Origin of the sequence: Vibrio nomapromontoriensis (assembly GCF_050337205.1) — a bacterium.
In the GTDB taxonomy this organism is placed as follows: Bacteria; Pseudomonadota; Gammaproteobacteria; order Enterobacterales; family Vibrionaceae; genus Vibrio; species Vibrio nomapromontoriensis.
On record NZ_JAKJSS010000006.1, the window covers coordinates 406318 to 421515 of the forward strand.

A 15198-nucleotide genomic window follows, 5' to 3' on the forward strand; every position below is an offset into this window, starting at 1 on the left:
CTCACTTCTGACGTTACTCTGGCTGTTGGGAGAAATCTTGCAGCTCAGCGTTATCGTCCTTGCTAAGAAGAATACTCACTTTTTGTTCTGCATCGGTAAGCTTATGTTGACCTGCTCGTGCGAGGGCAATGCCGCGCTCAAATTTCTTGAGGGCATCGTCTAGTGCGAGGTCGCCATTTTCAAGTTGCTCGACAAGCTGGTCGAGTTCGTCGACCGTCGCTTCAAATGACATGTTTTCTGGTTTTTTCGTAGCCATAACGTACTTGTTTTATCCGAAATGATCGAACGTTACATGAGCCTCGCCAGATGGTCAAATTAATGCTGCCAAAAATGTAGGCAAGATAGGGTAGTGACAGGGTTTCGGGCAAAATAATGCACGATTTATCGGCAGTTAAATGACTTATTACAACGGATACTTAGCGCGTTTTACGGTACTTATGTTCAAAACTGTGATTTTATGGTCATAAATAACTTAAAGATATCAAGGCTTGGTCGATAACCTCATTATAAAGCGATAGACTCAAGCGCATTTATGATTGCGATAGAATCATGTGCGACGTCAAATGAAAACGGAGTATTGAGTGGATTTAGCGACGCTTGTTGGCCTCATCGGTGGGGTGGCATCCATTATTGTAGCCATGGTGCTTGGCGGAAGCATCATGATTTATTACGACACAACGTCTGTGTTTATTGTGATCGGCGGCTCAACCTTTGTTGTGTTGATGAAGTTCACATTGAGCCAGTTTTTCAGCGCGGCAAAAATTGCTGGCAAGGCGTTCATGTTCAAGACTGATGAACCTGAAGACCTTATTGCTAAAATCGTTGAAATGGCAGATGCGGCGCGTAAAGGTGGCTTCCTAGCATTAGAAGAGATGGATATTCAAAATAGCTTCATGCAGAAGGGGATCGACTTGTTGGTGGATGGCCATGATGCAGAAGTGGTAAGAAATGCGATGCAAAAAGACATTGCGCTGACTGATGAGCGACATGTTAAAGGGGCCAGTGTTTTCAAAGCATTCGGTGATGTTGCACCTGCGATGGGCATGATTGGTACCTTAATCGGCTTAGTGGCGATGCTCTCTAACATGGATGATCCTAAATCTATCGGCCCTGCGATGGCGGTGGCGTTGCTGACGACGCTCTATGGGGCAATATTATCCAATATGCTCTTTTTCCCAATTGCCGATAAACTGACGTTGCGCAGAGAGCAAGAAAAACTTAACCGTCGTTTAATCATGGACGGTGTGCTTGCTATTCAAGATGGACAGAACCCACGTGTTATCGATGGCTACTTGAAGAACTATCTTAATGAAAGCAAACGCGCTTTTGATTTGGATGGTGAGTAGCATGCCAATCCTAGACGTTGAGCAAGGTGGGGAGGCGTTCTAATGGAAGACGATAAAAAGTGTGACTGTCCGCCTCCTGGTCTCCCTCAATGGATGGGTACCTTTGCCGACTTGATGTCGCTATTAATGTGTTTCTTCGTTCTGTTACTTTCATTTTCAGAAATGGATGTGTTGAAGTTCAAGCAAATTGCTGGCTCGATGAAGTTTGCCTTTGGTGTGCAAAATAGACTGGAAGTGAAGGATATCCCTAAAGGAACCAGTATTATTGCGCAAGAATTTCGGCCGGGTCGACCGGAGCCGACACCTATCGATGTCATTATGCAGCAGACGATAGACATTACTCAGCAGACATTGGAATTTCAAGAGGGCGACTCTGATCGCGCGGGTGGTAATCAACGTGATGATGGGAAAATTACCGGTGGTCAAACAGCAGATCGTACCCAGAAAAATCAAATAGGCACCGCATCATCAGAAAGCGAAGATGCGGCGTCTGAAGAGCTGGAAAAACTGGAAGAAGCGATAAAGATGGCGCTTCAGCAAGAAATTAAACAAGGGGCGGTCGAGGTAGAGAACCTAGGGCAGCAACTGGTTATTCGAATTGAAGAAAAAGGCGCTTTCCCAGAAGGCTCGGCTTTTTTACAGCCAAAGTTTAGGCCGTTAGTGCGTCAGGTGGCGGATCTTGCTAAAGATATCCCAGGCCTAGTACGTGTATCTGGTCATACCGACAATACACCGTTAGATTCTGAACTTTATCGCTCAAATTGGGATTTATCTTCTCAAAGAGCAGTTTCAGTTGCGCAGGAAATGGAGAAGGTAAAAGGCTTCTCTCATCAAAGGCTAAGAGTGATAGGTGTTGCCGATACGGAGCCTCGAGAGCCGAATGATACGGAAAGGCAGCGCGCTAGAAATCGTCGTGTAGAAATCAGTATTATGCAAGGTGAGCCGCTCTTTACTGAGGAAGTCTCTGCGGATGGTGAGTAGAATGGTTGCTACCACGTTAAGGTGGTAACAGTGTTAAGGTGATAACCATACGCCAGTGCTTTTCGCGCTGGCGTTTTTACATTGAAATTGCTGGTTCAATAGACAGAAACTGGAATCCAATAGTCAGTTAGGTATATACTTGCGCCCCTGACAAATTCTGACATTGAAACGATGCTATTTAGCATGGAAACGTAACTCAGAATTATACTAAAGTTGTTATATTGCCCTTACTGTCGGTTTAGACAGCATTCCAACGAGATGTGATTAGACTATGAGATTTATCGTAAAGCCCCATCCAGAGATTTTTGTTAAAAGTGACTCAGTGCGTAAGCGCTTTACCAAAATCCTTGAGTCCAATTTGCGTATTATTATTCAACGTCGTACTGAATCTGTAGCGGTGTTTAACCGTCGCGATCACATTGAAGTGAGTGCAAACTCGGCGCAATACTACAATGAAGTTTTAGAAATATTGACGCATACATCGGGCATTCACCATGTGTTGGAAGTTCAACAATCGGACTTCACAGATCTGCACAACATCTACGAGCAAGTGCTTGAGTTGAATGGCGGTCTGATTGCAGGTAAAACTTTCTGCGTACGTGCTAAGCGACGTGGTAAGCATGAGTTTACTTCAATTGAACTCGAGCGTTATGTTGGTGGCGGTCTAAACCAAGCGGTAGAAAGCGCGCGCGTTAAATTGAGCAAGCCTGACGTTACGGTCAATGTCGAAATTGCCAATGAAAAACTCAACCAAGTCATTGCTCGTCATAAAGGGCTGGGTGGCTTTCCGCTAGGTACACAAGAAGATTTATTGAGTTTGATCTCTGGCGGTTTTGATTCAGGTGTATCGAGCTACCTGCATATCAAGCGCGGCTCTAAAACGCATTACTGCTTTTTCAATCTTGGTGGGCCAGCTCACGAGATTGGCGTGAAGCAAGTGGCGCACTTTTTGTGGAATAAGTATGGCTCTTCGGCAAAAGTAAAGTTCATTTCTGTCGATTTTGAACCCGTTGTGGCTGAAATTCTAGAGAAAGTCGACGACGGTCAAATGGGCGTCGTGCTTAAGCGTATGTTTATGCGTGCCGGTGGTATGGTTGCTGAAAAGTTTGGTATCCAGGCCCTCGTTACTGGTGAGGCATTAGGTCAAGTATCAAGTCAAACTCTGACTAACTTACGTCACATTGATAATGTGACGGATACATTAATTCTTCGTCCTCTTATCAACTGGGACAAAGAAGATATTATTGATGTTGCCCGTGAAATTGGTACGGAAGATTTTGCTAAAACGATGCCAGAATACTGTGGGGTGATCTCTAAAAAGCCAACAGTTAAAGCCGTGAAAGCAAAGCTAGAAGCTGAAGAAGAGAAGTTCGATTTCTCCATTCTTGAGCAAGTGGTATCTGATGCGAGAGTAATGGATATCCGCGACATAGAAAAAGAAAGCCAACAGCAAGCACCAGAAGTTGAACAGGTTCAAGCGGTAGAAGAGCATGCGATTGTTTTAGATATTCGTAGTGCAGATGAGGAAGAAGAGAGCCCTCTAGAAATCGAAGGTGTGGAAGTGAAACACTTACCATTCTTTAAGTTAGGGACTCAGTTCGGCGATCTCGACCAAACGAAAACGTACTTACTGTATTGTGACCGTGGTGTAATGAGCCGACTACAAGCGCTGTACTTGCAAGAGCAAGGCTTTGCTAATGTTAAGGTTTATCGCCCATAGAAATAGGCGGTGCAGCCATATTTAATTGTAGGTAACATAGCTTGCAGGAAAATATGAATAAAAAGGCGCATTGTGCGCCTTTTTTTGCGCGTGCCATTTAGCGGTTGAGTATACGAATATAGCCGTTTGATTGGCTAATCCAACTCATTACATTGAGTTTTCCGGCCAGTCATTGGGCACAATAAACCAAAATTGCCCAGATTCGGATTGGCAATGAACAAAATGCTCAGGCCAGCATGTTAAGGCGGTAGGCTTAGCGCCCGTAAATCCAGTTGCCCACAAATTTTTCGGAAGGGCATACATCGGCTCGGTTAATTTAGAGATGTCTTTTTGATAGCACCAGAAGCCAGCGATATTATTTTTGTCTAGGTCAAATCCAAGGCATTGCTTGGGTATCTGCTCGATATTAAATGGATTGATGTAGAGCCTTCCTTGCATCAATAGGTGCTTGCTAGTCGGTGCTAGATCAGGAAATTGCGTTTTAAAAGCATCAGTCTCCGTCATCATTAATTGGTGATCTAACATTCTTGATAACTTCATATCTAAGCGATCTTTTGCATTGGGGCCATACCAACGGTTGTCTTTTAGCAGATAGAACTTGATGGCGACTTCCCAGTGTTCCAAAGTAGACTGTCGTTTATTGCCAATTAAGAAGTCGATAGCGCCTAATGTCTTTTTATCCTGCTGTAATTGTATCTCTTCTGCAATGACGTCGTAATCTGGGTGCTGTTCAAAGTGACGACGACAGAGCTCTTGATAAAGAAAGCCCAAACGTGGATTGCCGTGATAGGGTGCGGTGTCCATGGGTGTGAGGTCTGCCTTTGGTGGCAACTGTGTTTCCAAACGAGGATCACCGTTAGTTAAGCTCGATGCTTGGCTTATCCATGTTGTAAATTCGGCTAAATAGTCTTTCATCATGAGTTTTATACTTTCCTTTCGACAGCATTAGATTAAATTGCTATAACCATCTGGATCAAGCCACAAAGCAGGAATTTGCATGAACCATCTACAACTTGAAGCAATATTGAATGACAAGCTGTCACCGCAACTCATTAAAGACTACTGCCCTAACGGGTTGCAGATTGAAGGTGCGGTAGAGATAACAAAAATAGTCACCGGTGTGACGGCCTCTCAAGCGTTAATCGATCATGCTATTTTGGTGAATGCGGATGCCATTCTTGTTCATCATGGTTATTTTTGGAAAGGTGAGCCAGAAGCGATTCGTGGCATGAAGGGCAAACGAATTCGTAGCTTGATTAAACACGATATTAATCTTTTTGGTTATCATCTACCGTTAGATGTCCATCCAGAACTCGGTAACAACGCCCAGTTGGCTCAATTGCTTGATATTGACGTTGAGGCAGGGTTGGAAGGGCATGCGCAGTCAGTTGCTATGTGTGGCCGTTTTAAGACACCATTGTCCGGACAAGAATTGGCGCAGCGTATTAACAAGGTATTGCATCGAGAGCCCCTACATATTGCACCAGAAAATGAAAACAAACGTATAGAAACCGTAGGTTGGTGTACGGGTGGCGGTCAAGATTATATTGAAATGGCTGCCGCGCAGGGACTGGATGCGTTTATCTCGGGCGAAGTATCAGAGCGTACCACGTATACGGCACGTGAGATGGGAATACACTATTTTGCTGCAGGGCATCATGCTACTGAAAGATACGGTGTTAAAGCGTTAGGGGAGTGGCTAGCGGCTGAACATGGTTTGGATGTCGAATTTGTCGATATCGATAATCCAGTATAACTATTAGCACCTGAAGCGTTAGCACGTTAAATACTCGCGCCTAAGAAGTGGATTAGCCATAAATCAGTTAAGCATAAATTGGTTAGGCATAAAAAAGAGCAGCCCTGGCGCTGCTCTTTTTTGTTTACATTTTCACAGATAGTGCCTAATTAAGCGCTATTTGATACTCAGTTACTCACGTTCATGTAGAGGTCGGAAGTCACGCATTTCTTCACCAGTGTAAAGTTGACGTGGACGACCAATTCGGTTTGCAGGATCACTGTGCATTTCGTTCCAGTGTGCAATCCAACCTACAGTACGAGACATCGCAAAGATAACGGTAAACATAGAAACAGGAATACCGATTGCTTTTAGAATGATACCTGAATAGAAGTCTACGTTCGGGTAAAGTTTCTTCGAAACGAAGTATTCATCAGACAGTGCAATACGTTCTAATTCCATTGCAACATCAAGCAGTGGATCTTGAATGTTAAGCTCTTTAAGCACTTCATGACACGCTTCACGCATAACCGTTGCACGTGGGTCGTAGTTCTTATAAACACGATGACCAAAGCCCATTAAGCGGAATGGGTCATCTTTATCTTTGGCTTTATCAACGTACTCAGGGATGTTGTCGACTGAACCGATCTCTTCCAGCATACGTAAACATGCCTCGTTAGCACCACCGTGAGCAGGGCCCCAAAGCGAAGCAATACCAGCGGCAATACACGCGAATGGGTTAGCGCCAGATGAACCAGCAAGACGCACTGTTGATGTTGATGCGTTTTGTTCGTGGTCTGCGTGCAACGTGAAAATCTTATCCATAGCACGAGCAACGATAGGGTTAACTTCATACTCTTCGCATGGGTTAGCAAACATCATATGTAGGAAGTTTTCCGCGTAAGTCAGATCGTTACGTGGATAGATGAATGGCTGACCGATTGAGTATTTGTAACACATCGCCGCAAGTGTAGGCATCTTCGAAATGAGTCGATATGCAGCAATTTCACGGTGGTTGTCGTTATTGACATCTAAAGAGTCATGATAGAAGGCTGCAAGTGCGCCAACTACACCACACATTACGGCCATCGGGTGAGCGTCGCGACGGAAGCCGTGGAAGAAGCTCGCAATTTGTTCGTGAACCATAGTGTGACGGGTGACCGTCTGTTTGAAGCTCTCATATGCTTCTCGAGTTGGGGCTTCGCCCATGAGAAGGATGTAACATACTTCTAGGTAATCTGCATTGTTAGCCAATTGATCGATTGGGAATCCACGGTGCAAAAGCACACCTTTGTCACCATCGATATAAGTGATTTGAGATTCACAGGATGCAGTGGCAAGAAAACCTGGGTCAAAAGTAAAATAACCATTCGCTCCAAGCTTACGAACATCGACTACTTGTGGTCCTATAGAACCATCCATAATCGGCAGCTCGATCGGCGCTGTACCTTCAATATGAAGGGTCGCTTTCTTATCCGCCATAACAATCTCCTTTGTTTATTATTTAATCCGTCCAGGATGTTTATGTGCCAATTTTTTACTTTGCTTCGACTTCAAAGTCAATTTATATACGGTTTTGTGTGCACTTGTTATGATTTTTTAAGGAAAAATGGTTAAAAATCTGTGCTGTGTAGCATATTTTGTTACAGCAATTGTATTAGAATGTTGCGAGCCGTATAGTTGCGGTGAAAATTTTGGCTGAGTCCTTATAAAATCGAGGGTACAAACCGAAGTGAGGTCGGTGCTAACTCTGGATGTTTAACATTATCATTACAATTATCTCGGTTGTAACACGGAATAATTGTTAAGTTTGTGTTAATTTTTGAGGCTTCCAAGCCAAAATTTATCTATAACAATAAATGCTCAATGGAGCTGAGTGAGCAAGCCCATGAAAGAAAGAAAGCCCAGACCTGTTAATTTAGATTTACAGACAATAAAAATGCCAATCACCGCAATTGCGTCCATCCTGCACCGTGTGTCGGGTGTGATTACCTTTGTGTCGATTGGGATCCTCCTATGGTTACTATCCATGTCACTTTCCTCCCCTATCGGATTCGCTGAAGCTGCAGACATCGTCGACGGTTTCTTCGTGACGTTTATTCTTTGGGGAATATTGACGGCATTGGCTTACCACATTGTTGGTGGTATTCGTCATTTGCTTATGGATCTTGGTTATTTTGAAGAGCTCGATACGGGCGCAAAAAGTGCCAAGGTTTCCTTCATCTTGACAGGTATCCTGTCTCTGTTGGCGGGAGTATTAGTATGGTAGGTAGTGTTTCTTCAGTTGGTCGTAATGGTGTTCACGATTTCTTATTGATTCGTGCAACGGCGATCATTATGACGCTTTATACGATTTATATCGTAAGCTTTTGTGCCTTTTCTGGCGATATCTCTTATGTGTCATGGACGCAATTTTTTGGTGGGACCTTTACTAAAGTCTTCACTATGCTTGCCCTGACATCAGTACTGATTCACGCGTGGATCGGTTTATGGCAAGTTCTTACAGACTATATCAAATGCACCAAGTTACGTGGTGGACTGCAGCTGGCAATTGTTGCAGTGCTTCTCGGTTATTTTTTCTCTGGTTTCTTTATTCTGTGGGGTGCGTAAGTGACTATTCCAGTTAGAGAGTTTGACGCTGTTGTAATCGGCGCTGGTGGTGCGGGTATGCGCGCTGCTCTACAAATTTCAGAGCAAGGCTTAAGCTGTGCTCTTTTATCAAAAGTTTTCCCAACTCGTTCACATACGGTGTCTGCTCAAGGTGGTATTACCGTTGCGTTAGGTAATGCGCATGAGGATCACTGGGAACAGCATATGTACGATACGGTAAAAGGTTCCGACTATATCGGTGACCAAGATGCTATTGAATACATGTGTAAAAATGGACCTGAATCAGTCATCGAACTTGAAAAAATGGGATTGCCATTTTCTCGCTTTGATAACGGCTCTATTTACCAACGTCCGTTTGGTGGCCAATCCAAAAACTTTGGTGGTGAGCAAGCGGCACGTACCGCAGCGGCCGCTGACCGTACAGGTCACGCATTGCTTCATACGCTTTACCAGCAAAATATCAAACACAAGACTACTATTTTCTCTGAATGGTATGCCCTTGATCTTGTGAAAAATGAAGACGGCGCCATTATGGGTTGTACTGCACTTTGCATGGAAACGGGCGAAGTGTGCTATTTCAAATCCAAGGCAACGATTTTAGCAACGGGTGGCGCGGGTCGTATTTATGCATCGACAACGAATGCGCATATTAATACCGGTGATGGTGTTGGCATGGCAATTCGAGCTGGTGTCCCAATGCAAGATATCGAAATGTGGCAATTCCACCCAACCGGTATTGCGGGCGCAGGGGTACTTGTGACGGAAGGGTGTCGTGGTGAAGGCGGCTACCTTCTAAACAAAGATGGCGAACGATTCATGGAACGCTATGCACCAAACGCGAAGGACTTAGCGGGTCGTGATGTGGTTGCACGTTCAATGATGATTGAGATTCGTGAAGGCCGCGGCTGTGATGGTCCTTGGGGACCACATATCAAGCTGAAACTTGATCACTTAGGTAAAGATACGCTTGAGTCGCGTCTACCAGGTGTTTGTGAGTTGTCTCGTACGTTTGCTCACGTTGATCCAGTTAAGGAACCAATCCCAGTCATTCCAACTTGTCACTACATGATGGGTGGTGTGCCAACTCAAGTTTCTGGTCAGGCAATTAAGCAAGATGCCAACGGCTCGGATGTGGAGATTCAAGGTCTCTTTGCTTGTGGCGAAATTGCATCGGTATCAGTACATGGTGCGAACCGCTTAGGGGGTAACTCGTTACTTGATTTGGTGGTATTTGGTCGAGCAACTGGCCTACACCTTGGCGAAACGTTGAAAAAACAAGCGGATGCGAAGCCAGCGACAGAAGCGGACATTGAACGCTCGCTAGAACGTTATAACCGTTGGGAAAACAGTACTGGTGGTGAAGACCCAGCTCAAATTCGCAAAGACTTGCAACAATGTATGCAAAACAACTTCTCGGTATTCCGTGAAGGTGATGCGATGGCTAAAGGGCTTGAAGAGCTAAAAGTGATTCGTGAACGTTTGAATAACGCTTACCTGTCTGATAAGTCGACAGAATTCAACACGCAGCGTATTGAGTGTTTAGAGCTTGAAAACCTAATGGAAACGGCATTTGCAACGGCTGTGGCGGCGAATTACCGCACAGAGAGTCGTGGTGCTCATGCTCGATTCGACTTCCCAGAGCGAGATGATGAGCAATGGCTATGCCACTCCATCTACAATCCGGAGACAGAAGCGATGTCGAAGCGTGGTGTAAACATGGAACCAGTACATCGTGAAGCTTTTCCACCAAAAGCACGTACGTACTAAGAGGAGGACAAAATTATGCAACTGAATTTCTCTTTGTATCGTTACAATCCAGATGTTGATCAGAAGCCTTACATGAAAGATTACACCCTAGAGGTGGATGAAGGCTCGGATATGATGCTGCTAGATGCTTTGATTCTGCTAAAAGAGCAAGATCCAAGTATTTCATTTAGACGTTCTTGCCGTGAGGGGGTATGTGGCTCTGATGGCTTAAACATGAACGGAAAAAATGGTCTCGCGTGTATCACACCGTTATCCGCTTTGCAGGGTGACAAGATAGTTATTCGTCCTTTACCTGGATTACCTGTGGTACGAGACTTGATTGTCGACATGACTCAGTTTTATGATAACTACTCGAAAGTTAAGCCGTTTCTTGTTTCTGATGGCAATTTGCCTCCTTCAAGAGAGAACTTACAATCTCCTGAAGAACGCGCACATCTTGATGGGCTTTATGAGTGTATCATGTGTGCATGTTGTACGACGTCGTGTCCTTCTTTCTGGTGGAACCCAGATAAGTTTATTGGACCGGCTGGCCTATTGGCGGCTTATCGTTGGCTAATTGATAGCCGTGATACGGCGACAGAGGAACGATTATCTGAATTGGATGACGCATTTAGCGTATTTCGTTGTCACGGCATCATGAACTGTGTCAGTGTATGTCCTAAGGGATTAAATCCAACAAAAGCGATCGGACACATTAAATCGATGTTAGTGAACCGTTCGATTTAAGTAAGTCCGGCGTTGTTTTAGTCTATAAAAATTGTCGATTCGAGTAGAGGACTCTCTCTATGAGAATCGACTTTCGATAGCTCGGCTTAGACCGCAGCAACTATGAAAACTACTGGTAAGGGAAAATATGCACAACGGCGTGATGAAGGCATGGCTCGAGTCTTCACACTTGGCTGGCGCCAATGCAACCTACGTAGAGGACCTCTACGAACTGTATCTAAGTGATCCCGAACAGGTAAGTGAGGAGTGGAGACGTGTTTTTGATGGGTTGCCTATGCAGCCTGACGATGTGGTTGAACAACCGCATTCACGTGTCCGTGATTACTTCCGACGACTCGCTAAAGAAACAAAGCATTCAAGTGCCCAAGTAAGTGATCCAGAAGTCGATGCTAAGCAAGTAAAAGTACTACAGCTTATCAACGCATACCGCTTTCGCGGTCATCAAGCAGCAGATCTTGACCCCTTAGGGTTGTGGAAACGTCCCCCCGTTGCAGAACTTGAACCTGCATTCCACTCTTTAACGGATGATGATTTAGACGAAACCTTTAACGTAGGTTCTTTTGCCATTGGCCAAGAGAGCATGACGTTGAGAGACCTGCATAAAGCCCTTCAAAAAACCTATTGTGGTTCTGTTGGCGCTGAATACATGCACATGACGAACACAGAGCAAAAGCGTTGGATTCAGCAGCGACTTGAGTCTGTGGTCGGTCAACCCTCCTTTGATGAAGACCAAAAAAATACTTTTTTAGAAGAATTGACTGCAGCAGAAGGTCTTGAACGCTATTTAGGCGCGAAATTTCCAGGTGCAAAACGTTTTTCTTTAGAAGGTGGTGATGCCTTAGTACCAATGACGAAAGAGCTCATTCGTCATGCGGGTGCATCCGGTCTACGCGAAGTGGTTATTGGGATGGCGCACCGTGGTCGACTCAATATGCTGGTCAACGTCTTAGGTAAAAAGCCACAAGACTTGTTTGATGAATTTGCGGGTAAGAAGCACGACGATACTTGGGGTACTGGTGACGTTAAATATCACCAAGGTTTCTCAGCCGATTTTGCGACACCTGGTGGGGATGTGCATTTAGCATTAGCATTCAACCCTTCTCACCTAGAGATCGTTAATCCGGTGGTTATTGGCTCTGTGCGAGCGCGTCAAGATCGCCTTGGTGATAAAGACGGCAGTATGGTGCTTCCTATTACCATTCACGGTGACTCTGCTATTGCAGGGCAAGGTGTAGTAGCAGAAACATTCAACATGTCGCAAGCTCGTGGTTTCCGAGTTGGTGGTACGGTTCGAATCGTGGTGAATAACCAAGTCGGTTTTACTACGTCAAACCCACATGACATGCGTTCTACCATGTACTGTACTGACATCGCCAAGATGGTTCAGGCTCCAATCTTCCACGTGAACTCTGATGATCCAGAAGCGGTCGCTTTCGTTACTCGTATCGCACTTGATTTTAGAAATACGTTCCATAAAGACGTGATTATCGATCTCGTTTGTTATCGTCGCCATGGTCACAACGAAGCGGATGAGCCGAATGCAACTCAACCGTTGATGTATCAGAAAATCAAAAAGCACCCAACCCCACGTAAACTATACGCTGATGTGTTGATTGAGCGTAATGAGAGCGATATCGAAACCGCGACTCAAATGGTGAACGAATACCGTGATGCGTTAGATCGCGGTGAAGTGGTGGTGAAAGAGTGGCGTCCAATGGCACTCCATTCTGTTGACTGGTCTCCTTATCTCGGACACGAGTGGGATATGGAGTGGGACAGCGCAGTTAAAAAAGAGCGCGTTGTTGAACTAGGCGAACGCTTAGGGCAGTTCCCAGAAAGTCATAAACTACAGAGTCGAGTCAATAAACTTTACAACGATCGCGCCGCCATGATGCATGGCGAGAAGATGGTTGATTGGGGTATGGCTGAAACACTGGCTTACGCGACGATCCTTGATGATGGTAAGCGTATTCGTATCTCAGGCCAGGATGCTGGACGAGGTACTTTCTTCCATAGACATTCAGTTCTTCATAACCAAGATGACGCAAGTACTTACATACCGTTAGCGAATATTCACGATAAGCAGGGCCCATTCCAAGTGTTTGACTCGGTGTTATCGGAAGAAGCGGTATTGGCGTTTGAATACGGTTACGCAACCGCAGAGCCTAGTGGTTTAACCATTTGGGAAGCACAGTTTGGTGATTTTGCTAACGGTGCTCAAGTGGTGATTGACCAATTCATTTCGTCTGGTGAGCAAAAGTGGGGGCGTTTATGTGGTTTGACCATGTTGCTACCTCATGGCTATGAAGGTCAAGGGCCGGAGCACTCATCCGCAAGGCTAGAGCGTTACTTGCAACTTTGCGCTGAGCAAAACATGCAAGTCATTATCCCGTCAACGCCGGCACAGGTTTATCACATGATACGCCGTCAGGTTGTACGACCAATGCGTCGCCCGTTGATTGTGATGTCACCAAAATCACTGCTTCGTCACCCTCTGTGTACATCGAGTCTTGATGACTTAGCTTCAGGTACATTTGAGCCAGCGATTGGTGAGGTTGATGACCTTAATCCAGAGAACGTAAAACGTGTAATTTTCTGCTCTGGTAAAGTGTACTTTGATCTTCTAGAGCAGCGTCGTAACAATGAGCAAGAAGATGTTGCGATTGTGCGTATTGAACAGCTTTATCCATTCCCATTGGATGATGTTCGAGCGAAAATTTCGAAGTATACCAATGTACAAGACGTGGTGTGGTGTCAAGAAGAGCCGCAAAACCAAGGCGCTTGGTATTCAAGCCAACACAATTTCCGTGCAGCAATCCCTGTAGGTGTTGATTTGAAATATGCAGGGCGTCCAGCTTCTGCTTCACCTGCAGTTGGTTATATGTCAGTACACTTGAAACAACAGAAAGCGTTGATTGAAGACGCGTTGACCTTGATTAAGAACTAGAAGTAAAAGGAAGAAACAGATATGACAATTGAAATTCTGGTTCCAGACTTACCTGAATCTGTCGCTGACGCAACCGTCGCGACTTGGCATAAGAAACCAGGCGAAGCAGTGGCTCGAGATGAAGTCATTGTAGACATTGAAACGGATAAAGTAGTCCTTGAAGTCCCTGCGCCAGAAGCAGGTGTACTGGAAGAAATTATTCAAGAAGAAGGGGCGACCGTTTTATCTAAAGAGCTGATTGCACGTCTGAAGCCGGGTGCGGTTGCGGGCGAGCCGACAACAGATACGACGGATTCAACTCAAGCTTCTCCTGACAAGCGCCACAAAGCGGCATTGACAGAAGAGTCAAACGACGCGTTAAGCCCAGCGGTTCGCCGTTTACTGGGTGAACACAGCTTGAAAGCAGAAGATGTGAAGGGTTCTGGCGTTGGCGGCAGAATCACTCGTGAAGACATTGAGGCACACCTTGCTGCTGCGAAGAACGCACCAAAAGCGGAAGAGCCAGCTGCGGTTGCTCCTATTTCGGCGCGCAGCCAAAAACGCGTGCCAATGACTCGTCTTCGCAAGCGTGTTGCAGAGCGTCTGCTTGAAGCCAAAAACAGCACAGCAATGTTAACGACATTCAATGAAGTTAACATGAAGCCAATTATGGACTTGCGTAAGCAATATAAAGACCAGTTTGAGGAGCGTCATGGTACGCGCCTAGGCTTTATGTCTTTTTATGTGAAAGCAGTGACAGAAGCGTTGAAGCGTTTCCCTGAAGTGAATGCATCCATTGATGGTGAAGAAATTGTTTATCACAATTACTTCGACATTAGCATGGCGGTATCAACCCCTCGTGGTTTGGTGACGCCAGTCCTTAAAGATTGTGACACCTTGGGTTTTGCTGATATTGAAAAAGGCATCAAAGAGCTCGCAATCAAAGGCCGCGATGGCAAGTTAACGGTCGAAGAGCTGACAGGTGGTAACTTTACTATTACTAACGGCGGTGTTTTCGGTTCATTGATGTCAACGCCAATCATCAACCCACCGCAAGCGGCTATTCTTGGGATGCATAAAATCCAAGACAGACCAATGGCGGTTGATGGGAAAGTGGAAATTTTACCAATGATGTACCTAGCGCTGTCTTACGATCACCGTCTTATTGATGGTCGTGAATCGGTTGGTTTCTTGGTAACAATTAAAGAACTATTAGAAGACCCAGCACGTTTATTGCTCGATGTATAACGTATTGAACAATATATAACAACGTGTTGTTTATTGGGGTGTGTACTCACCCTAAGTGAAAGGAGCTAGGCAGGCTCAGCGTCTAGCTCTTATTTAGCCCTTTAACGGGTGATTCGTAGAAGTACCTCCTACAGACGTA

13 protein-coding genes are annotated in these 15198 nt (G+C 45.2%); 10 read left to right on the forward strand and 3 right to left on the reverse strand.

Annotation, left to right across the window (positions count from 1 at the left end):
* Positions 1-13: 13 nt before the first annotated feature.
* Positions 14-256, reverse strand: coding sequence for an exodeoxyribonuclease VII small subunit (gene xseB / locus L4D05_RS01915; RefSeq protein ID WP_250615595.1), 243 nt, complete (start codon positions 254-256; stop codon positions 14-16).
* Positions 257-581: 325 nt separating this feature from the next.
* On the opposite strand from xseB, the gene pomA reads away from it, so the two are divergent.
* The 3 genes from pomA to thiI all read left to right on the forward strand — a co-directional run bounded on the left by pomA (position 582) and on the right by thiI (position 4047).
* Positions 582-1346 (forward strand): flagellar motor protein PomA, encoded by a 765-nt coding sequence (gene pomA, locus L4D05_RS01920; RefSeq protein ID WP_265677411.1) that lies wholly within the window; start codon positions 582-584, stop codon positions 1344-1346.
* A 42-nt stretch (positions 1347-1388) separates the two neighbouring features.
* On the forward strand, positions 1389-2327 hold the full coding sequence (locus tag L4D05_RS01925) for a flagellar motor protein MotB (protein ID WP_428750526.1): 939 nt from the start codon (positions 1389-1391) through the stop codon (positions 2325-2327).
* A 271-nt stretch (positions 2328-2598) separates the two neighbouring features.
* Complete coding sequence (gene thiI, locus L4D05_RS01930) at positions 2599-4047, forward strand: tRNA uracil 4-sulfurtransferase ThiI (protein WP_428750527.1); 1449 nt, start codon at positions 2599-2601, stop codon at positions 4045-4047.
* 147 nt (positions 4048-4194) lie between these two features.
* On the opposite strand, the gene L4D05_RS01935 is transcribed toward thiI, so the two are convergent.
* Positions 4195-4965 (reverse strand): DUF1853 family protein, encoded by a 771-nt coding sequence (locus L4D05_RS01935; RefSeq protein ID WP_428792863.1) that lies wholly within the window; start codon positions 4963-4965, stop codon positions 4195-4197.
* 79 nt (positions 4966-5044) lie between these two features.
* On the opposite strand from L4D05_RS01935, the gene L4D05_RS01940 reads away from it, so the two are divergent.
* The gene (locus tag L4D05_RS01940; RefSeq protein WP_428792864.1) at positions 5045-5803 is read left to right on the forward strand and encodes a Nif3-like dinuclear metal center hexameric protein; all 759 of its coding nucleotides are present in this window, start codon (positions 5045-5047) and stop codon (positions 5801-5803) included.
* A gap of 171 nt (positions 5804-5974) precedes the next feature.
* Here the strand turns inward: L4D05_RS01940 and L4D05_RS01945 are convergent, their stop codons facing one another.
* Positions 5975-7264 carry a citrate synthase gene (locus L4D05_RS01945; protein ID WP_428792865.1) on the reverse strand — a complete coding sequence of 430 codons (1290 nt, stop codon included), beginning with the start codon at positions 7262-7264 and terminating at the stop codon, positions 5975-5977.
* Between the two features lie 394 nt (positions 7265-7658).
* Here L4D05_RS01945 and sdhC point away from each other — a divergent pair, with 394 nt between their 5' ends.
* From sdhC to odhB, 6 genes are all read left to right on the forward strand, one after another.
* The gene (sdhC, locus tag L4D05_RS01950) at positions 7659-8051 is read left to right on the forward strand and encodes a succinate dehydrogenase cytochrome b556 subunit (RefSeq protein WP_428750531.1); all 393 of its coding nucleotides are present in this window, start codon (positions 7659-7661) and stop codon (positions 8049-8051) included.
* Entirely contained in the window at positions 8045-8392 is a 348-nt protein-coding gene (gene sdhD, locus L4D05_RS01955) for a succinate dehydrogenase, hydrophobic membrane anchor protein (RefSeq protein WP_428750532.1), read from the forward strand. The genes sdhC and sdhD overlap by 7 nt, the downstream gene beginning before the upstream one ends.
* Positions 8393-10159 (forward strand): succinate dehydrogenase flavoprotein subunit, encoded by a 1767-nt coding sequence (sdhA, locus tag L4D05_RS01960; protein WP_428750533.1) that lies wholly within the window; start codon positions 8393-8395, stop codon positions 10157-10159.
* Positions 10160-10174: 15 nt separating this feature from the next.
* Entirely contained in the window at positions 10175-10885 is a 711-nt protein-coding gene (locus L4D05_RS01965; protein WP_265677403.1) for a succinate dehydrogenase iron-sulfur subunit, read from the forward strand.
* A 127-nt stretch (positions 10886-11012) separates the two neighbouring features.
* Positions 11013-13832: a 2-oxoglutarate dehydrogenase E1 component gene (gene sucA / locus L4D05_RS01970; protein ID WP_428792866.1), complete on the forward strand. Its 2820-nt coding sequence runs from the start codon at positions 11013-11015 to the stop codon at positions 13830-13832.
* Between the two features lie 21 nt (positions 13833-13853).
* Positions 13854-15059 carry a 2-oxoglutarate dehydrogenase complex dihydrolipoyllysine-residue succinyltransferase gene (gene odhB, locus L4D05_RS01975; RefSeq protein ID WP_428792867.1) on the forward strand — a complete coding sequence of 402 codons (1206 nt, stop codon included), beginning with the start codon at positions 13854-13856 and terminating at the stop codon, positions 15057-15059.
* Positions 15060-15198: the final 139 nt, after the last annotated feature.